Genomic DNA, 19,318 nt, shown 5'->3' with positions numbered 1-19,318 from the left:
TAGATCACTTGCTGTCACCCAGCATCTTTCGAAAACGCTCGATCTCCTGCGGCACGAAATGCGCAAGATAGGCCGGCGCCATTTCGGCATCTGCGGCGGGCATCGAGCCGAGATCATCGAGGCGCTTCTGATAATCGGGATTGGCAACGGCAGCGCGCATCGCGGCATTGAGCTTCGCGATGATCGGCGCAGGCGTGCCCTTCGGCGCGAACAGCGCATACCAGCCAGATATTTCAAATTGCGGCAACCCGGCCTCGCTGGCGGTCGGAACGTCAGGCAGATGCGGCAAGCGCGTTCTGGATGCCAGCGCAATCGCGCGAATGAGACCGCTCTGGATGGCCGGCGTCACCGACGCCGAGGAATCGCAGATGCCATCGATCTGCCCACCGATCAGATCATTCAGGGCCGGACCGCCGCCGCGATAGCCGACCAGCGTAACATCGATGCCCGCAGCCTGAACGAAAGCCTTGCAGAATAGATAGTTCTGCGAGCCCACGCCGGAGTGGCCGATATTGAGACGGCCGGGATTCTGTTTCGCATGCGCTATGAATTGCGCGAGATTGTCGGCCGGAAAATTGCGCCGGATGGCAACCATAGCCGAACTCTTGTTGAACATGCCGATGCCTGCAAAATCCGACGGCGCGAATTTCACATCGGGCGTGAACAGGTAGACCGCAGTATTGGTGCCGCTATTGCCCTGCACGATGGTGTAGCCGTCAGGCGGGGCCTGCGCGACGCGAGCCAGCGCCACGGCCCCGCCCGCACCGCCGATATTTTCGATCACGATGGGCTGACCGAGATGCCGGCTCATCTGTTCGGCAATCAGCCGTGCGTTGACATCGGAACTGCCGCCGGCAGCGAATGGCACAACGAGCGTGATGGGACGGGTGGGATAATCCTGCGCGGATGCACACAGCGGCGCGATCAGCACCAGACAGAGCGGAGCAAGCCTGAACCAAGCCATCCCAAATCCTCCCTGACCAGGTCTTGTCTAAGTAGATCTTTGCCTGATTTTTCCGTGATCTTAGGGAGTATCCGGCGCCGGATGCAAAGACATGTTATGCTGCAGAGCGGCGTAACCGACGGCGTGCGGCGCCGTTCCTTGACGTCTACGGAGGTCCTATGACCATCTCCATGGTTCACCCAACGATCGATACCAAGAGCCTGCTGACCGGCGCACAATTCGCCGACGCCTTCAGTATCACGACCGAGACGACGGACCTGACCGCCCGCGACGCCGCCACCCGCATGCTCAGCCATTCTCCGCCCTGGGTGGACGCCTTGATGCGGCTGCGGGATCTGATCGTTGCGCCCTTCGGGCTGAAGACGGCGCAATCCGCGCGTCACGCCAATGTCGACAAGGTCGGCTTTTTCCCTGTGCTCAGCGAGACGCCGCAGCGTCTGATCGCGGGCTTCAATGACAATCATCTCGATTTTCGCGTCGTGGTCGATGTCGCAGCGGACGGTACCGGCCAGCGCGTTACGGCAACGACCGTCGTGCTGATGCATAACTGGCTCGGACGTATCTACCTGACGGTCATCAAGCCGTTTCACCGAATGGTGGTCCGTTCCATGCTGCGGCAGGTCACGCGCTGAATTTGCCGTGGCAGCCGTGGGGAACCTGGGTCATCGCAGCCCGTTGGCCCATATGCCATTTACAGAGATTGATCCGCAGAACGAGGAGCTGAAAGTCACGCTGGCGCACGCGTTTGACGCCGCTTGGCAGCCCTTTGTGACGCATGAAGGCGAGTCCGCGGACACGCCCGAACCGCCGCCGCCTTGCCGCGCGGATTGTCGCCGTGGCGCGGTCAGGACAGATCGATGAAAAGGCGCTCAGTGAGGCCGGATTGATTTACCTCCGCGTACTCGCCGAGGCGGCGCGGCTTTCCGCCCGCATTCGTGACGTCGCATCTCCCGATCTGGCGCCCCAAGCTGACGACCAACGAAACCAGTCGTTCGGCCCGGAGACGGTCGCTGCGATGTCCACAGCGCTGGATCGCTGCCTCGATGAATTGCCGCTGCGGATTTCATCGGACGCCGTGCAGTTGCTCTCGAGCAGTATTCTCGATGAAGCATCGCGCGGCGAGCGCGACCCGGAAAAGCTGCAGCTCCACGCCTTGGCATTGCTCAAGTCGCGTCAGTAGGCTCCTTGCTCACCGGATCCGTCTCGGCCCATTCGGCGACGCAACGTTCGAGATCCTTCAAATTCTGTCGCATTTGTTCCAGCGAAAAGCCGATCGCAAAGAAGCGCTCAGCCACATCGCCGGGTAATCCGCGCGTTAGCCCCTCTTGCCGAAGCGCACCGACCTCTCCTGCATAAGCCTGTAGTGCGGTCTGCACCGGCCAGATCGCCGGCGCGCCGGTGCCGCTGCGCAGTGCTACGGCGGTCGAATGCAGAAACGTCGTCATCGCATCGCTGACCCGCGACAGCGGACCCGCCAGCCTGACCTGCAACGCGGATGGCAACGGCACCACCGTGGACCGCCCGATCATGACCAGGTCATGCCGCAGCCGCAGCGTCGTACGCAGCAAGGGACCTGTATCGGGTCCGCGGGACAAATGCGCGGCACGCTCCCGTTCGGCTTCGGCTCCGATCGCATTCAGATTGGTGAGCGCATGGCCGATGCCGTCCTGCAACCGGTGCAGTGCCTCATTGTCGCGCCCGCGCGTCAATGACGCCAGCAGTTCGGTCAACGCCGTTGCGATCAGATCGAGCGCTTCCGCCGAACTGGCCCGGACTTGGCTATGCGCCCGCGACGGCAGCACCAGGAACGACACCAGAAGACCTGTGACGGCACCGACCGTGACTTCGAGCACACGATCGATGGCGGATTCCAGCGGCGTGTTGTGGTTCATCATCGGCAGCAGCAGCACGATGATGGCCGTCACGGTCGCGACATTGAGGCTCGGATTGATCGCCGCGATGAAGGCCAGTGGCGCCACGGAGAGCACAAGCACCGCGAGCAGCGCACCTTCATTGGAATGCGGGATCAGGATCGCAACCGCGCCGCCATAGATGGCGCCGCCGATCGTGCCGACCAGATAATCACGTGTTGCCTTCAGCGACCGCCCGACACTCATCTGGGTGACAATGATCGCCGTCAGCACAGCCCACAGCGGCAGTTTCAGCCCGACGGTCAGGGCTATGATCAGCGCAGCAAGCGCCGCCGTGGTCACCCGGACGCCGAGGCCGAGTTCGACCTTTCGTGCCCGGAAGAAGGCAACCACCCGTTTCAAGAAGCCGAGAATTCGCTTCGATGCGGACATGTCAGAATTGATCCCTGAAACGGATTTTGACGAACCAGTTTCAGCATGGCTGATCCACGCGTCGCCATGGCCGCTTGAAACGCCGATTTGGTCCGCCTAAGGCTATTTCAACAAGAGTGAGGAAACACAATGGCCAATGAGACCGCAACGCTTGCCGCTTATGTCGCGGACCTGAAATTCGACGACATTCCGCAGGACGTGCTGGAACGCGCCAAGGTCCTCACCCTCGATTATCTCGGCAGCACCATCCGTGCCCGCAGCGAGGCCGAATCTACCCCCTCACTGCTGAAGATGCTGGAGGCCCTGTCGCTGGACGGCAAGGGAGAATCCACTGTGTTCGGCGACAGCAAGACCTGGACGCCGGCCGTGGCCGCCCTGCTCAATGGCGCGCTCGGCCATTCGCTCGATTTCGACGACACCCACGCCGATTCCTCGCTACATCCCAGCGCTCCCGTGGTACCCGCCGCCTTCGCCGTCGGCGAAATGGTCGGCGCCTCGGGCAAGCAGGTGTTAACAGCCATCGTCGCCGGTTATGAAGTCTGCTGCCGGCTCGGCAATGCGCTTGATCCGACCTCGCATTATGCGAAAGGTTTTCACCCCACCGCCACCGCCGGCACCTATGGTGCTGCGGCTGCAGCCGGCAAGTTGTTCGGGCTCTCGAAGGATCAGCTGATTTCAGCCTTCGGCGTGTCGGGCAGCCAGGCGGCGGGCTCGCTGCAATTCCTCGTCAACGGTGCCTGGAACAAGCGCTACCAGGTCGGCGCGGCCGCCATGAACGGCGTGATCGCCGCGACTTTGGCGCGCAACGAATTCATCGGCGCGACGGAATCCGTCGAGGGCAAGCATGGCCTGCTGGTTGGCTATAGCGATAACGCGCATCCGGAAAAGGCCGTGGCCGATCTCGGCTCGGTCTACGAGACCATGAAGATCGGCGTGAAGCCGTATCCGAGCTGCCGCTATACGCATGCGGCCATCGACGCATTGGTGGCGATGCGGCGCGAGCACAATCTGACGCCCGAGCAGGTGAAACGCGTCGAGATTGGATTGCATCGCAACGGCATCACGCTGACCGGCGACGCCGCCACCAAGCGCCATCCGACCTCCATCGTTGGCGGCCAGTTCTCGATGTTCTTCACCGGCGCGCTGGCGCTCGATCAGGGCTCATTCGGCTGGGACGACTACAAGCGCCTCGGCGATAGCGCGATCAACACGCTGGCCGACCGTTTCGACGTGGTTCAGGACGAACGCCTGGAAGGCAAGCGTCATCCGTTCGGCGCACGCGTCAGCATCCATACTGAAGACGGCATGCATGAGCGCATCTATGCCGATCCGTCGGGCGAGCCGACATCGTTTCCCGATGCCGCCGCCATGCAGCAGAAGTTCCTGCAGCTCGCGCGCCCCGTGCTGAATAATCGCGCCGAGAAATTCGCGGATGCGATCCTCTCGCTCGAGACTTTCGACCGTGTGGCAACGGCGACCGCACTGGGACGGTAACGGACATCAGGCGCCGTCGATGATGATGAAATCGGCCTCGGCGTATTTTTGCCGGATGGATCTGGCGGTTTCGTATTCCGGGCTGCGGTAGCAGGCAGTTGCGGTCGCGCGGTCGGCGAATTCCACCACCACATTGCGGTCCCGGGCGTCGCCTTCCATGGTTTCGAGGGCGCCGCCGCGCACGATAAACCGTGCGCCGAACCTGTCGAACGCCGGCTTGGCCGCGGCGAGATATTCCGGGTAGCGGGTCTCGTCGCGCACCGACACGCGGACGATCTAGTAGGCTTTCGACATCATGGCTCTCCAGTTTTGATGTGATCGTTGTGGCGCGTCCTGTGTCGCATCGTCATTGCCGTGGCGGATCACGGCATCAATGCCGGCGCGGGTCACGCCGATATCGCGCAATTCGTAGTCGCTCATGGAGCGTAGTTGGTCTCGCGCCTGCTGCCGCTCGCGCAGGCGACGCCAGCCGTGGCGCAGGGCTGCGACGGCGGCGATCGCGATCGCACGCAACATCCGGCCACGCTCGACATGGGCGCGCCGGATGATGGATCGCCTCAGCGCGGTCCATTGCAGCGGCGTCAGGTGGCGCGCGTCGTACGCGTGCGGTTCGCGTTCGTTGTCAATCATGTCCACCCCTTTCCGCTGATGGGTGCCGTTGGCCATGACGGGTTTACCCGGCGCTTTTCATCCCATAAAATGAATAATCATGATCATTTCGATCTCATGGAGAGATGCATGGATCTGTCCGAGCTGCGCATCTTCCGCGCCGTAGTGCGCGAAGGCGGCGTGACACGCGCCGCGGAACGGTTGCACCGCGTGCAGTCCAACGTGACGACGCGAGTGCGTCAGCTCGAAGACGATCTCGGCACGGCGCTGTTCGTGCGCGAGGGCAAGCGGTTGCATCTGACGCCCGCAGGTCAAACGCTGCTCGGCTATGCCGACCGGCTGCTGGCGCTCGCCGACGAGGCCCGCGACGCGGTGCAGGACCCGCGGCCGCGGGGCGTCTTCCGCCTCGGCGCCATGGAGAGCACTGCAGCGGTGCGGTTGCCCGGACCGCTGAACGAATTTCACCGCCGCTATCCCGACGTGCAGCTCGAAATGCGCATCGGCAATCCGGAGACGCTCGCGAAGGGCATCCTCGCCGGCGATCTCGACGCCGCCTTCGTGGCCGAGCCGATCGCCGCGGCGCCGTTCGACCGTATGCATGCGTTCGACGAGGAGCCGGTGATCGTGTCGTCGCCCCGCCATCCGCCGATCGGTCGCAAGGAAAAAGCGCCGCGCGCGGTGCTGGTGTTCGAGAACGGCTGCCCGCATCGCAAGCGGCTGGAAGACTGGTATGCAAAGCGCGGCGAGATGCCCGAGCGCACCATCGAACTCGGCTCCTATCACGCCATGCTCGGCTGCGTAGTCGCGGGTATGGGCATCGCGCTGCTGCCGGAAAGCGTGCTGTCGACATTCCCGGAGGGCAAGCGGCTCACCGTGCATCGCCTGCCACGCGGCGAGAATCACGCCGAGACCGTGCTGATCTGGCGCAAGGGCGCAGCTTCACCGAACGTCCAGGCAATGCAAAAAGTGCTGCTGGACGAACGAACGACCCGCGGCCCAGCAGCTAAGGGCAAGCGTTAGCGCACCGCACAATGTGAAGTAGATTTACAACCGCATTCTCCCGTGGCTAACGTCACGCCAATAAAAAGCAAACGGGAGGAGACCTTTATGTTGCGCGTTACAGCGATTGCAGCCGGATTCGTTATCGGCGTTGCGGCTCTTACGACAATCCAGCCTGCCATGAGCCAGTCTGACGGCTGGGTCACGCTGGTCGACAGCACCAAGATGGGCGACTGGGACAAGGTTGGCGACGCCAACTGGGAGATGAAGGACGGGGCACTCGCCGCCGACAAGCTGCTCTCCGGCAAGGATCTCGCTTATCTCGTCAGCAAGACGCCATACAAGGATTTCCAGATCAAGGCCGAGTTCTGGACCGATGCCGAAGCCAATAGCGGCATCTTCATCCGCTGCGATAACCCGAAGGTGATCGATGGCAAGACCTGCTACGAGGTCAACATCTTCGACAAGCGGCCCGACCCGTCCTACGGCACCGGCGCCATCGTTGATGTGGCCAAGGTCAATCCGATGCCCAAGGCGGCGGACAAGTGGAACACCTACGAGATCACCGCCAAGGGCCCGAAGCTCACCGTGATCCTGAACGGCGAAAAGACCGTCGATGTCGAGGACACCAAGCACGCCGCCGGCCCGATCGCCCTGCAATACGGCTCCGGCGTGGTGAAATTCCGCAAGGTCCAGATCAAGCCGCTGTAAGCACAGCCATTCCTCAGCCCGGACGGAGCGATCCATCCGGGCTGAGGCCCTTTTACCCGCCCCGCCAAATGCTGCTATGATGGCCCCAACCCCACGGAGCCCCTCATGAGCTGGCAACCATCAGAAGATCCGATCCTCGGCGACGCCCAGACCTGCGACGCGCTGGAGCTTGTGATCGTGCCGCGCACCCGCGATCTCGGCGACGGCTTCCTCGTCCGCCGCGCCCTCCCCCATGGCAAGCGGCAGATGGTCGGCCCGTTCATCTTCTTCGACCATTTCGGCCCGATGCAGTTCATCTCCGGCAAGGGCATGGACGTGCGGCCGCATCCGCATATTGGCCTGGCCACGGTGACCTATCTGTTCGACGGCGCCATCATGCATCGCGACAGCGAAGGCAATGTCCGCGAGATCCAGCCGGGCGCCATGAATCTGATGACCGCCGGAAAGGGCATCGCCCATTCCGAGCGCACCCCGGATGTGCAGCGCCGCGACGGCCAGAAGATGCTTGGTCTGCAGAGCTGGATCGCATTGCCCAAAGGCTCCGAGGAAATCGCGCCGTCGTTCCAGCATTATGCCGCGGACAGCCTGCCGACCATCACCGATACGGGCTTCACCGCACGCGTGATCGCCGGCAAGGCGTTTGGCAAAGCGTCGCCAGTGTCGATGGTGTCGCCATGGTTCTATGCCGAAGTAGCCGTTGAGGCCGGCACCAGCGTGCCGCTCGATCCCGACCATGAGGAACGTGCAGTCTATGTGGTTGATGGCGAGATCGAGATCGCCGGCGACCGCCATGAGGGACCGCAATTGCTGATCTTCCGGCCCGGCGATGCCATCACCATCAAGGCGACGCGCAATACCCGCATGATGTTCCTCGGCGGCGACGCGCTGGAAGGGCCGAGGCATCTGTGGTGGAATTTCGTGTCCTCCAGCAAGGAGCGCATCGAGCAGGCGAAAGAGGACTGGAAGACCGGCCGCTTCGCCCATGTGCCCAACGAACACGAATTCATCCCGCTGCCGGAATAGGCTCACTCCTTCATCACGTCGCCGCCGGCCAGACGCCGGACGATTCTGCTTTCGAAAGACCCTGACATGACCACGATGGCCACCAGCGACCTGCCCCTCCCCAAGATCGGTCGCGGCAAGGTGCGCGATATCTATGCCGTCGGCGACGACCGCGTGCTGCTGCTGACCACCGACCGCATCAGCGCCTTCGACGTTGTCATGAACGAGACCATCCCGATGAAGGGCGCGGTACTGACCCAGATCAGCGCCTGGTGGTTCAACCAGCTTGGCGGCGTGGTCCCGCATCACATGATCTCGGCCGATGCTGACGAGATCATCAGGCAGGTGCCGGCTCTGGCAGGTCACCGCGCCGCCTTGGCCGGTCGCGCCATGCTGTGCCGGCGCACCACCGTGTTTCCGATCGAGTGCGTGATTCGCGGTTACATTTCCGGTTCGGCCTGGAAGGAATATGCCGCGTCAGGCACGCTGGCCGGCGAGAAGCTGGAAGCGGGGCTGCTCGAAAGCCAGAAATTCGCCGAACCGGTGTTCAGCCCGGCGACCAAGGCCGAGACCGGCCATGACGAAAACATCACCATCGCCCGGATGCGCGAGATCATCGGCGAGGAGGATGCCTTCACCCTCGAGAGCATGACTCGCGCCGTCTACACCCAGGGCGAAGAGATTGCCCGCGAGGCCGGGATCATCATCGGCGACACCAAGTTCGAATTCGGCAAGGAGGCCGACGGTCGCATCATCCTGATCGACGAGGTGATGACCCCTGACAGCTCCCGTTTCTGGGCCGCCGACGTCTATAGACCGGGCCAGCCGCAGCCGAGCTTCGACAAGCAGCCGCTGCGCGACTATCTCGACATCGAGCGCCGCGCCGGCCGCTGGAACGGCGAAGCTCCGCCGCCGCCGCTCCCCCCTGAGGTGATCGACGCCACCAGCAAGCGCTATTTGGAGGCCTATCGCCGCCTGACCGGCACGGAGCTGGTCATCAACTAACAAACTGACTGTCTTTCCCGCGGACTGTCATAAAAATAGTCTTGTCCGTACATCTCACCGTCGTCTACCAGAGACGGCGGCGGTTGCGCCTGTCGCGCAGCGCTCCTACAGGTTCGCGCGTGACATACTTCCGGCCCGCCCCCCTCATCGCCGTCATTGCGAAGGTAGCCGCCCATGACTGACACCCTTGTCAGCCCGGACGTGTTGCGCGCCTGGCGCAACGACGTGTTCGGCGGCCTGATCGCCAGCGTCCTCACCATCAGCTTCGGCCTGTCCTATTCGGTGCTGATCTTCACCGGACCGCTGGCCTCGCTGCTGCCCTACGGCATCGCCGCGACCTTCATCTCTGCAAGCGTCATAGCCGCCGTGATCGCGCTCGGCAGTTCGTTTCCCTTTGCGGTCGCCGGCCCCGAGAGCTCTACTGCGGCCGTCACCGCCATCTTGGCAGCAGCCCTAGTCGAACACATCGTTACGGCCGATGCGCCGTCTGCGTTGCTCGGCCCGGTACTTATTACCCTGTCCTCGGCCACGATCATCACCGGCATCGTGCTGTGCGGCTTCGGCGTTACCCGCATGGGACGCGCGATCCGCTATGTGCCCTATCCGGTAATCGGTGGATTTCTCGGAGCCACCGCCTGCCTGATCGTCGCCGGCGCCATTCAGGTGATCACCGGCTACAAGCTGCAATGGGCGAACCTGACAAAACTCGCCAATCCGATGACGATCTACGAGTTGCTGGCCGCGGCAGCCGTGGCACTGACCATCTATGCGACCTGGCATCGGTCCCGTAAGCCACTGGGCCTGCCGATGATTCTTCTCGGGAGCGTCATAACGGCTCATCTCGTCTTCCGGATCGCAGGCGTGTCCGTAATCGAGGCCCAGGCAATCGGCTGGACTTTCGCATCGCCGCCGAAAGCCAGCCTGACCTTGCCCTGGGCGTTCTTCAGCGACGGTTACCCATGGCAAGCGCTGCCCGGACTCATCGGCAATTTCATCGCTGTGATCTTCGTGACGGCCGTGAGCACCCTGTTCAATACGACGGGCCTTGAAGTCGCCGCACATCGGGAAGCCGATATCGAACGCGAGCTCAATGCGACCGGGGCGGCCAATATCCTGGCCGGTGTACTCGGAGGCTATGCTGGCTGCATCTCGATCAGCCGTTCGCTCCTGAATCGCAACAGCGGTGCCACAGGGCGGCTTTCGGGCCTCACCGTCGCCGCGGCAGCCGCGCTGATGCTCGTCGTCGACCCCGCGCTGCTGGCCTATATGCCGCGCTTCGTGCTCGGTGGCCTGCTGCTGTATCTCGGCCTGGAGCAACTTCATCGCTGGATCATCGACTCCCGCAAGCGGCTTTCGCTGCTCGACTACCTGTCACTGCTGGCGATCATCGTCATTATTCTCACATGGGGTTTCGTGGCCGGCGTGCTGATCGGCATCGTGATCGGCTGCGCCACCTTCGCGCTCAGCGTGTCACGGGTGTCCTCGATCAAATACAGTTTCGATGGCTCGGAATATCGCAGTTCGCTCGATCGGTCGCTTGAGGATCAGCGCACGCTGGCGGCGCATGGCCGCGAAATCCAGGGCCTTAACCTGCAGAGCTATCTGTTCTTCGGCTCGGCCAACCGGCTCTATCTGCACGTCAAGGCGCTGCTGCGCCGTCATCCCGAATGCCGCTATCTCGTCTTCGACTTCAAGCTGGTGACGGGCATCGATTCGTCGGCCGCCCACAGCTTCGCCCAGATCAAGCGCATCGCCGAAGGCCACGGCACCACGCTGGTGCTCGCCAATCTTCATCCCTCAGCCAATCGCAATTTGCGCGCCAGCCTGTTCATCGATGACGCCGTCAAGGTTATGGGCGAACTCGATCATGCGCTGGAGTGGTGCGAGAACGAGGTGATCGCGCGGCATCGCGGGCTCGCCGAAGAAGAAGCCAACTTGCGCGACTGGTTCACCAAGATCCTGCGCACCGCCGACGATTCCGAAGAACTGATGCGACGCTGCCAGCGCGTCGAGGTCGTTGCCGGCGAGATCATCGTTCAGGCCGGCGACGCCGCCGATTCCATGCACTTCATTCTGGACGGCCGACTCGGCATCATGGTGCCGGCGGGCGATGGCAAGCTGACGCGGGTGCGCAGCCTCGGGCGTTACACGACAGTGGGCGAAATGGGCCTTGTCGCCTATGCTCCCCGCAGCGCCACCATCCAGGCAGAGATCGCCAGCGTGCTGTATCTGCTGCGCGCCGACGCCTTCGAGGACATCAAGCAGAACCATCCGGCATTGAGCCAGAAGCTGCTGACTTATTTCGTGTCTGTGATGGCGGAGAGGCTCGCATTTGCGAGCCGGATGATTGCAGTGTTGCGAAGGTAAGAATAGCCGACACAGCGCATCTGAAACAGACGTACGATCGTCTACGAGTTGGGGCCCCCGGCACCGACGGTTGAATTGGCAGGTTTCGTTGCCTTGCGACTGGCGCGCCAGTTCTCCCACCTTTGGACGACGACAAAAAAGGTCGGAACGAACAGGACGGCAAGGCAGGTCGAGGCGAGCATGCCCGAGAATACGGTGATGCCGATCGACTTGCGAGCGTTGGCGCCGGCGCCGGTCGCGAGCACCAGCGGCAGCACGCCGAGAATGAAGGCGAAGGACGTCATCAGAATCGGCCTGAATCGCGCACGTGCAGCTGCGACCGCCGACTCCAGTAGTGGCTTGCGATCATGCACGTGCAGTTCGATCGCCACCTCAACGATCAGGATCGCGTTCTTCGCTGACAGCGCGATCAAAAGGATAATGCCGATCTGGGTGTAGAGATTGTTCTCGATCCGCAGCGCGGTGAGCACCGCCATCGGGCCAAGCAGTGACAGCGGCACGGCCAGGATCACCGAAATCGGCGCGTACCAGCTTTCATACTGTCCGGCGAGCACCAGATAGACGAGCAGCAGCGCAAGACCGAATACATAATAGAGCTGATTGCCGACAATCTTTTCCTGATACGACATCGCCGTCCACTCGAATCCCGTTCCCGGAGGCAAAGTCTTCGCTGCGATCTGCTCCATCAATGCCATGGACTGCCCGGAGCTGTAGCCCTGTGCTGGCAGGCCGATCACCGTCGCCGTCGGATAGAGATTGTAGAGACTGATCAGCGACGGCCCCACGGCAGGCGTAATCTTCGCCACGGTGCCAAGCGGGACCATATTGCCCTGCTGGTTGCGGACCATCAGGTTCTCGATGTCCCGGGCAGTCAGCCGGAATTTGGCATCTGCTTGTGTGTAGACCTGAAAGGTGCGGCCAAACTTGTTGAACTGGTTGACGAAGGACGAGCCCAGATAGGACGACAGGGTTGAGAACACCTGATCCGTCGTGACATGCAGGGTCTGGGTCTTGATACGGTCGATCTCGATATCGAATTGCGGCACCATTGAGCGGAACGGCGAACTGACGCGCTGCAAAGCACTCTGCGTCTCTGCATTAGCTACAATCGCCCCGGTGATCGCCTGCAGCTTGCTGTAATCGGCATTGCCATCGCGCAGTTCGATCTGCATGGCGAAGCCCGCCGCGTTGCCGATGCCCTGAATGGGCGGCGGCGGGATCACCAGAATGCGCGCCTCTGGAATCACCGACAGGCTCTCGTTCAATCCAACGAACAGCGAACGAAGATCCTGTCCCGGTCCGCGCTCGCTCCATTCTTTCAGGATCAGATAGGCGACACCGGCATTGGCCAGGCTGGAGCTGCTGTCGAGCGCGGAGATGCCGGCGATGGTAACCACCTGTTCCACCGCTGGCGTCTTCGCGGCCAATTCACTGACCCGATCGAGTACACGCTGAGTCCGATCCAGCGCGGCACCATCGGGCAACTGGACTGCGACCAGCAGATAACCTTGATCCTCGATCGGGATGAAGCCGGTGGGAATCCGGGATAGGCCGTAACCGCCAATACTGATCAGGATCAATGCTAGGACAACCGAGAGATTGCTGTGCGCGACCATGCGACCGATCAGAGCGGCATAGGCCCGTTCGAGCCGATCGTAGACCCTGTTGAACCCACGATAGAAAAAATTGCGCTTCTCCGGCGGCACCGGGCGGCGCAGCCACAATGCGCATTGTGTCGGCTTCAGCGTGGCCGCATTGACGGCGCTGAGCAGCGCCGTGGCCGCGATAACCAGTGCAAATTGCGCATACATGCGCCCCGTCAGGCCGGGCAGGAATGCCGCCGGCAAGAACACAGAGATCAGCACCAGCGTGATGCCGATGATCGGGGCGAACAGCTTGTCCATCGCGCTGATCGCCGCGTCGTGGCCGGACATGCCCTGCTCGATATTGTACGCCGCGCCTTCGACAACCACGATGGCATCGTCGACGACAATGCCGATCGCCAGCACAATGGCAAACAGGGTCGACAGATTGATCGTGAAACCGAGCGCCGCCATGGCCGCAAAGGCGCCGATGATCGTCACCGGCACCGTTGTCGCCGGTACCAGCATCGCGCGCCAGTCCTGCAGGAAGATCAGGATGACCACCAGCACTAGCAAACCTGCTTCGAGGAGCGTCTTGTAGACCTCGTTGATCGATGCCTGGACGAATTTCGTGGTGTCGAACGGCGTGTCGTATTTGATGTCGTCGGGAAATTGCGTGGCCAGCGCCGCCATCTTCTTCTCGACAGCCTTCTCCACCTCGAGCGCATTGGCGCCCGGCGACTGGAATACGCCGATGCCGACGGCTGGCTTCTGGTTGAGCGAAAAGATCTGGCTGTAGGTCTGCGCACCCAATTCGACGCGTCCGACGTCACGGACCCGCGTGACATCGCCATTGTCGCCGGTCTTGACGATGATGTCCTCGAATTCGCTGGGATCATCCAGCCGCCCGTTGATGTTCAGTGTGTACTGGAAGGCCTGCCCCGCGGGCGTCGGCGGCATGCCGATCTGCCCCGCAGAAACCTGCTGGCTCTGCTGCTGGATGGACTGGATGATATCCTGCGGCATCAGCCCGCGCACTTGCAGCTTGCTCGGATCCAGCCATATCCGCATCGAATACTGGCCGGCGCCGAACACCGTCACATTGCCGACCCCCGACAGACGCGACAACTCGTCCCGGATGTTGATCGTGGCGTAATTGCTCAGAAACAGGCTGTCATAGGTCGCCTTCGGCGACGTCAGTGTCACGAACAACAGGATCGCCGTCGATTTCTTCTGAACGGTCACGCCCTGATTCTGCACGGCGGTCGGCAGCGACGACAGCGCACTCGATACGCGGTTCTGCACCAGCACCTGCGCAAAATTCAAATCGGTGCCGATCTTGAACGTGACCGTGAGTGAATAGGTGCCATCCGCTGCGCTGTAGGACTGCATATAGAGCATGTCCTCGACGCCATTCACCTGCTGCTCGATCGGCAGCGCCACCGTGTCGACGATGGTCTTCGCGCTGGCGCCGGGATAGCGCGTCGTCACCTGGACGGTCGGCGGCACCACGTCCGGATATTGTGCGACTGCGAGGCCATAGAGCGAGACGCCGCCGATCAGGATCATCAGCAACGCGATGACATTGGACAGGACCGGCCGCTCGATGAAGAACTTCGAAATCATGGCCTGTCCTATTTGGTCGGGGTCGGCGCTTCGATCTTTCTCAGTTGCGGATCGACCTTCTGCCCCGGAATGGCACGCAGCAGGCCTGCAATGACGACGCGATCATCCGGCTTCAGACCGCTTTCAATTACGCGAAGCTCACCTTCCAGCGGGCCGGTGACGACCTTGCGCTGCTCGATGACATTGTCGCCATTCACGACCAGCACATAACGCCCGGCCTGATCGCTGCCGAGCGATACATCCGGCACCAGCAGGGCGTTGTCCTGCTGGTCGATAGGCACGCGCACGCGAACATAAAAACCCGGCAACAGAATGCGATCCGGATTTGGCAAAACACCTCGCACCGGCAGCGTACCCGTCGACTGGTTGATGGTCGGCGAGATATAGTCGATCTGGCCCTTGTGCGGAAAACCAGTCTCGGTCTGCAGTCCGATCTCGATCGGCAGCTGCCTGAGATCGTTCACCGTCAGCCCGCGTCGCCGGGCTTCATCCCGGATGCGCAGAACGTCCTGTTCGTTGACGTTGAAATTCACATAAATCGGATCGAGCTGCACGATCGTCGCAAGCTGGGTCGGCGACGCCACACCGACCAGTTCGCCAACCGACACCAGATGTGCGCTGACGATGCCGTCAAACGGCGCAATGACATTCGTATAGCCGTAATTGACGGCCGCGATCTTGGTGTTGACTTGCGCCTGCTGCAGATTGGCTTGTGAATTCTCTCGTGTCGCCGTCGACTGCTCGAGCGTTGACTGCGCAACAACCTGGCGGGATACGAGGTCCGACTGGCGTTTGAAATCCGCTTCCGCCTGCTTTGCAGACGCCTGCGCACCGGCTTCCGCAGCCTGCGCCTGTTCCAGCTTCAACTGGTATGTCTCAGGCTCGATCGTGAACAGCGTGGTGCCTTGCTTGACGAAGGAGCCGTCCTGATAGTTGATCGACTGCAGAACGCCCTGAACGCGCGCCACGAGATCGACATTCTTAATCGGTGCTGTATTGCCTGTCGCTTCGAGAAAGCGCGTGATGCCGCGCTGCACAGGAACCGCCACCTCAACTTTCGGCGGCGGTGGCGGCACGAAAGTGTTTTGCTCGCAGGCACTTAAAAAGATGCTCGTCAGCACAACGCCGGCAGCGCGTATAGTGGGGACGTGCTGCAGCTGCTCAATGCGATCTTTCGGTCCAGATGAACAGGCGCGCATAAATCGCATTGTCCTGCCTCAATCAAAAGACTCTCAAAAAAACCTTGGCCAAAAACGACAGCCGCCCGCATCAATAGCAACAATCCACTTGTAGTGAAACCGAAACCGTAAAATGATGTCGGACCGAAGTTGTTTTGCGAATGCCTTTCAGAACTCACGCTTCTTGAAGATTTTACGCAGTTGCCCTGACTAACCGGGCGGTAGCAACGAGGATTTCAGCGATGAATTTCATGTTCGGCTTGGCCGCGCGATATCGCGTATCGATGGCTACTATCATTCTAATCGCAATCGCGAGCCCCACCTTTGCGCAAGCGCCGAGCCAGGCGCAGCGTGACGCGATCAAGACGCAGTGTCGCTCGGATTACATCGCGCATTGCTCAAGCGTTCCTCCTGGTGGAGAAGCCTCGCTGCAATGCCTGCAAAAGAACATGGCTAGTCTTTCTGCGGGATGTGCGGGCGCGGTGCGCGCAGTTCAGGCGCCAACTGCGGCACCGAAGGCCACCGCGCCAACGCCTGCTGCAGCGCCCAAGACAGAAGCAACACCACCGGCTACCAAGCCCGCGCCCGCCACTGCCGCACCAAAGGCGGCAGTGAAAAGCACAGCCCCGCCACCTGCTGCGGCAGCCACAACCGCTACGCCTGCCGCCGCCGCTGCTCCTGCAGCCATCGTGCTGCGGCCGATGCGGCCACGCGAAGAATTGCTCGTGATGAGATCAGCATGCGGTGGCGACATCAGATCGCTCTGCGGCGGCATAGCGCCTGGTGGCGGCCGCATCGTGCAATGCCTGGCCAGCAACAGCGCATCACTTTCGCCGGCTTGCACCAGCGTTCTTGCGCCATTCGCTCAACGATGAACACGATGCGCCCGGCAATAGGCGGGATCACTCTCCACGGAAGGCCAAAATCAACTGGATCAACCGGACAGACAGAATGACGTAACAGAGCGACATGATGATCTGAAGCGCCACGTGCCATTCCAACTTTGCGAGCTTGTAGAGGCCATCGAGGAAATTCAGCAGCAACAAAACAATTCCGAACAGCATGACACCGCGACCGACAAGACCGTGGCGCAAATATCCAAACAGGACGATCAGGGGCTCATTGCTCGACACATGCGCCCCGGCCGAGATGATCAAAGTGCCGATCACCATCTTTTCGACGTGACTGAATATTTCCTTTGAAGCGGGCTCGATATGTCGACCGTGAAAAGTAAGCCACCTGGTTCTGAAATCCGACATGCTTTCTCCTGTTGAGATCAACACCGGGCGAAATCATCACATCGCATGTTTCTGGTCGGCAAGGATTTGTATTTACGAGATTGAATAAAAGTTCTGTCGGATCGAGACGCAAGGCGGCTTCGCAAGATTTCTCATTGACCACTCAGCCTTTGCGTCTCCTCCGAACTACTCTTTGCGCGTGAAGCCACTTCTCATTTGATCGTTCTTAATTCCGCCTACTGAAGCCCACGAACCTTTCTTCGTTTGTTTTGCCAACCAACACAGCCGGGAGATCACCATGCGTACTTTCTTGATGATGGTTGCAGCCGTTCTCGCATTCGGCACGACGATGACGTTTGAAGCCACCGACGCCAACGCCGTCGTCTGCGCACGCGGCGTTTACCGTGCCGGCTGCGCCGGCTATCGTGGCGCCGCGGTGGTGCGCCGCCCGGTGGCGGTCGCGTGCCGCACCGTCTGGGTCAATGGCGTGCGCGTACGTCGCTGCTACTGAGCGACGCTGGCTCGGCCAGCCCAAATGCAAATGCCCGGCACATCTAGCGAAGCTTGCTTCGCGCTGGCCGGGCATGACGCATAATGAATTTTAATTGGGTCGGAGGTGACGCCTCAGATCCCTGACATCATGATGTATTTGATCTCAACATATTCTTCCATGCCGTGATGCGAGCCTTCGCGGCCCAAACCCGACTCCTTCACACCACCGAACGGAGCGACTTCGGTGGTGATGAGGCCGGTATTAACGCCGACCATGCCGGACTCCAGCGCTTCCGCAACACGCCAGACACGGCCGAGATCACGCGAATAGAAGTACGATGCCAGACCGAACGGCGAGGCGTTGCACATGGCGATGACGTCGGCTTCGTCCTTGAAACGGAACACCGGCGCCAGCGGGCCGAAGGTTTCTTCCTGCGAGACCAGCGCATCCGACTTCACATTGGCGAGCACCGTCGGCTCGAAGAACGTACCACCGAGCGCATGGCGCTTGCCGCCGGTGACGATCCTTGCGCCGCCCTTCACGGCATCAGCGATGTGACGCTCGACTTTCTCGATCGCCTTTTCGTTGATCAGCGGGCCTTGGGTGATGCCTTGCTCGGTGCCGTCGCCGACCTTCATGGCCGCAACCTTCTTCGCCAGCTTCTCGACGAACTGATCGTAGATGGCGTCCTGAGCGTAGAGGCGATTGGCGCAGACACAGGTCTGGCCCATGTTGCGATACTTCGACACGATCGCGCCCTCGACGGCGGCGTCGATGTCGGCATCGTCGAACACCACGAAGGGCGCATTGCCGCCGAGTTCAAGGCCGAGCTTCTTCACACCGACCGAAGCCTGCCTGTAGAGGATCTTGCCGACATTGGTGGAGCCGGTGAAGCCGACGAAGCGCACCGCAGGATGTTCGCAGAGCACGAGGCCGATCGCCGATGCGTCGCCGGTGATGATGTTCAGCACACCCTTCGGCACGCCGGCGCGCTCGGCGAGTTCAGCCAGCGCGAGCGCCGACAGCGGCGTCTCGTTGGCAGGCTTGATCACCACGGTGCAGCCGGCGGCCAGCGCCGGCGACACTTTGCGGGTGATCATCGAGTTCGGGAAATTCCACGGCGTGATGGCGCCGCAGACGCCGATCGGCTGCTTGATGGCGAGGAGCCGGGCATCGGCACGCTGGGTCGGGATGGTCTCGCCATAGACGCGGCGGGCTTCCTCGGCGAAGAATTCGATATAGGCGGCGCCGATATCGACCTCGCCCAGCGCTTCGGCCAGCGGCTTGCCCTGCTCGGTGGTCAGGATCAGCGCGAGATCCTCGCGGTTGGCGATGATCAGCTCGAACCACTTGCGAAGGATGTTGGAGCGCTGCTTGGCGGTGAACTTGGCCCAGGCCGGAAACGCCTTTTCGGCGGCCTCGACAGCCTGCGTCGTTTCCTTGGCGCCCATATTGGGCACCTTGGCAATTTCAATCTCATTGACCGGATTGGTCACCGAGGTCTCGCCCGTGCCGACCCAGGCGCCGTCGATGTAGCACTTGTCGCGCAGCAGCGAGGGGTCCTTGAGGCGGTCGCGCAGCGAAGGGGCGGTGGACTGGCGTGCGGCTGAGGTCGGTGACATGGGCGGTTCTCCTGCGGAAAGTGTCGCGAACGTATAGCCGCGGACTTGTAGAGGAGTATAGGCCCGAAAGCGCCCCTTGGCGGCGAATGGCAGCTATCGCCCGCAGGGGTATTTAACGCCCGAA

General features: G+C 61.6%; 18 protein-coding genes. 9 read left to right on the top strand and 9 right to left on the bottom strand.

Annotated elements, in window-relative coordinates; translation table 11 throughout:
• Positions 1-4: 4 nt before the first annotated feature.
• Positions 5-964 carry a tripartite tricarboxylate transporter substrate-binding protein gene (locus CHC01_RS06265; protein WP_089263370.1) on the bottom strand — a complete coding sequence of 320 codons (960 nt, stop codon included), beginning with the start codon at positions 962-964 and terminating at the stop codon, positions 5-7.
• A 158-nt stretch (positions 965-1,122) separates the two neighbouring features.
• Between CHC01_RS06265 and CHC01_RS06260 the strand changes: the two genes are divergently transcribed.
• Positions 1,123-1,596, top strand: coding sequence for a DUF2867 domain-containing protein (locus CHC01_RS06260; protein ID WP_089263368.1), 474 nt, complete (start codon positions 1,123-1,125; stop codon positions 1,594-1,596).
• A gap of 203 nt (positions 1,597-1,799) precedes the next feature.
• The gene (locus CHC01_RS06255) at positions 1,800-2,144 is read left to right on the top strand and encodes a hypothetical protein (RefSeq protein WP_141137048.1); all 345 of its coding nucleotides are present in this window, start codon (positions 1,800-1,802) and stop codon (positions 2,142-2,144) included.
• Here the strand turns inward: CHC01_RS06255 and CHC01_RS06250 are convergent.
• On the bottom strand, positions 2,128-3,267 hold the full coding sequence (locus CHC01_RS06250; RefSeq protein ID WP_089263364.1) for an FUSC family protein: 1,140 nt from the start codon (positions 3,265-3,267) through the stop codon (positions 2,128-2,130). The two genes, CHC01_RS06255 and CHC01_RS06250, sit on opposite strands and share 17 nt — an antisense overlap.
• Positions 3,268-3,396: 129 nt before the next feature.
• Between CHC01_RS06250 and CHC01_RS06245 the strand changes: the two genes are divergently transcribed.
• Entirely contained in the window at positions 3,397-4,761 is a 1,365-nt protein-coding gene (locus CHC01_RS06245) for an MmgE/PrpD family protein (protein ID WP_089263362.1), read from the top strand.
• 6 nt (positions 4,762-4,767) lie between these two features.
• On the opposite strand, the gene CHC01_RS31850 is transcribed toward CHC01_RS06245, so the two are convergent.
• Together CHC01_RS31850 and CHC01_RS32840 are read right to left on the bottom strand one after the other, a co-directional pair.
• On the bottom strand, positions 4,768-5,037 hold the full coding sequence (locus CHC01_RS31850) for a DUF1330 domain-containing protein (RefSeq protein WP_244558252.1): 270 nt from the start codon (positions 5,035-5,037) through the stop codon (positions 4,768-4,770).
• Positions 5,038-5,427 (bottom strand): DUF1127 domain-containing protein, encoded by a 390-nt coding sequence (locus CHC01_RS32840; protein WP_244558219.1) that lies wholly within the window; start codon positions 5,425-5,427, stop codon positions 5,038-5,040.
• 72 nt (positions 5,428-5,499) lie between these two features.
• Between CHC01_RS32840 and CHC01_RS06235 the strand changes: the two genes are divergently transcribed.
• From CHC01_RS06235 to CHC01_RS06215, 5 genes are all read left to right on the top strand, one after another.
• Positions 5,500-6,390 carry a LysR family transcriptional regulator gene (locus tag CHC01_RS06235; protein ID WP_089263690.1) on the top strand — a complete coding sequence of 297 codons (891 nt, stop codon included), beginning with the start codon at positions 5,500-5,502 and terminating at the stop codon, positions 6,388-6,390.
• Positions 6,391-6,477: 87 nt separating this feature from the next.
• Entirely contained in the window at positions 6,478-7,080 is a 603-nt protein-coding gene (locus CHC01_RS06230) for a 3-keto-disaccharide hydrolase (RefSeq protein WP_089263360.1), read from the top strand.
• A 105-nt stretch (positions 7,081-7,185) separates the two neighbouring features.
• Positions 7,186-8,103 (top strand): pirin family protein, encoded by a 918-nt coding sequence (locus CHC01_RS06225; protein ID WP_089263359.1) that lies wholly within the window; start codon positions 7,186-7,188, stop codon positions 8,101-8,103.
• Between the two features lie 66 nt (positions 8,104-8,169).
• Positions 8,170-9,087, top strand: coding sequence for a phosphoribosylaminoimidazolesuccinocarboxamide synthase (locus CHC01_RS06220; protein ID WP_089263357.1), 918 nt, complete (start codon positions 8,170-8,172; stop codon positions 9,085-9,087).
• A gap of 174 nt (positions 9,088-9,261) precedes the next feature.
• On the top strand, positions 9,262-11,454 hold the full coding sequence (locus CHC01_RS06215; protein WP_089263355.1) for an SLC26A/SulP transporter family protein: 2,193 nt from the start codon (positions 9,262-9,264) through the stop codon (positions 11,452-11,454).
• Between the two features lie 41 nt (positions 11,455-11,495).
• Here the strand turns inward: CHC01_RS06215 and CHC01_RS06210 are convergent, their stop codons facing one another.
• The 4 genes from CHC01_RS06210 to CHC01_RS06195 form a co-directional block, all read right to left on the bottom strand.
• On the bottom strand, positions 11,496-14,663 hold the full coding sequence (locus tag CHC01_RS06210; RefSeq protein ID WP_089263353.1) for an efflux RND transporter permease subunit: 3,168 nt from the start codon (positions 14,661-14,663) through the stop codon (positions 11,496-11,498).
• A gap of 8 nt (positions 14,664-14,671) precedes the next feature.
• Positions 14,672-15,862, bottom strand: coding sequence for an efflux RND transporter periplasmic adaptor subunit (locus CHC01_RS06205; RefSeq protein WP_176454505.1), 1,191 nt, complete (start codon positions 15,860-15,862; stop codon positions 14,672-14,674).
• A 472-nt stretch (positions 15,863-16,334) separates the two neighbouring features.
• A complete protein-coding gene (locus tag CHC01_RS33435) occupies positions 16,335-16,685 on the bottom strand; it encodes a hypothetical protein (RefSeq protein ID WP_139285799.1) in 351 nt (116 codons plus the stop codon).
• A 58-nt stretch (positions 16,686-16,743) separates the two neighbouring features.
• Positions 16,744-17,100 carry a hypothetical protein gene (locus CHC01_RS06195; RefSeq protein WP_089263347.1) on the bottom strand — a complete coding sequence of 119 codons (357 nt, stop codon included), beginning with the start codon at positions 17,098-17,100 and terminating at the stop codon, positions 16,744-16,746.
• 277 nt (positions 17,101-17,377) lie between these two features.
• Here CHC01_RS06195 and CHC01_RS06190 point away from each other — a divergent pair, with 277 nt between their 5' ends.
• The gene (locus CHC01_RS06190) at positions 17,378-17,590 is read left to right on the top strand and encodes a hypothetical protein (protein ID WP_089263345.1); all 213 of its coding nucleotides are present in this window, start codon (positions 17,378-17,380) and stop codon (positions 17,588-17,590) included.
• Between the two features lie 113 nt (positions 17,591-17,703).
• Here the strand turns inward: CHC01_RS06190 and CHC01_RS06185 are convergent, their stop codons facing one another.
• Positions 17,704-19,194 carry an NAD-dependent succinate-semialdehyde dehydrogenase gene (locus CHC01_RS06185; protein WP_089263343.1) on the bottom strand — a complete coding sequence of 497 codons (1,491 nt, stop codon included), beginning with the start codon at positions 19,192-19,194 and terminating at the stop codon, positions 17,704-17,706.
• Between the last annotated feature and the right edge of the window lie 124 nt (positions 19,195-19,318).

The organism is Tardiphaga sp. OK246 (genome assembly GCF_900188215.1).
Lineage (GTDB): Bacteria > Pseudomonadota > Alphaproteobacteria > Rhizobiales > Xanthobacteraceae > Tardiphaga > Tardiphaga robiniae.
Note: the sequence above shows the minus strand (reverse complement) of the source record. Positions and strands in the feature narration are given on the sequence as shown.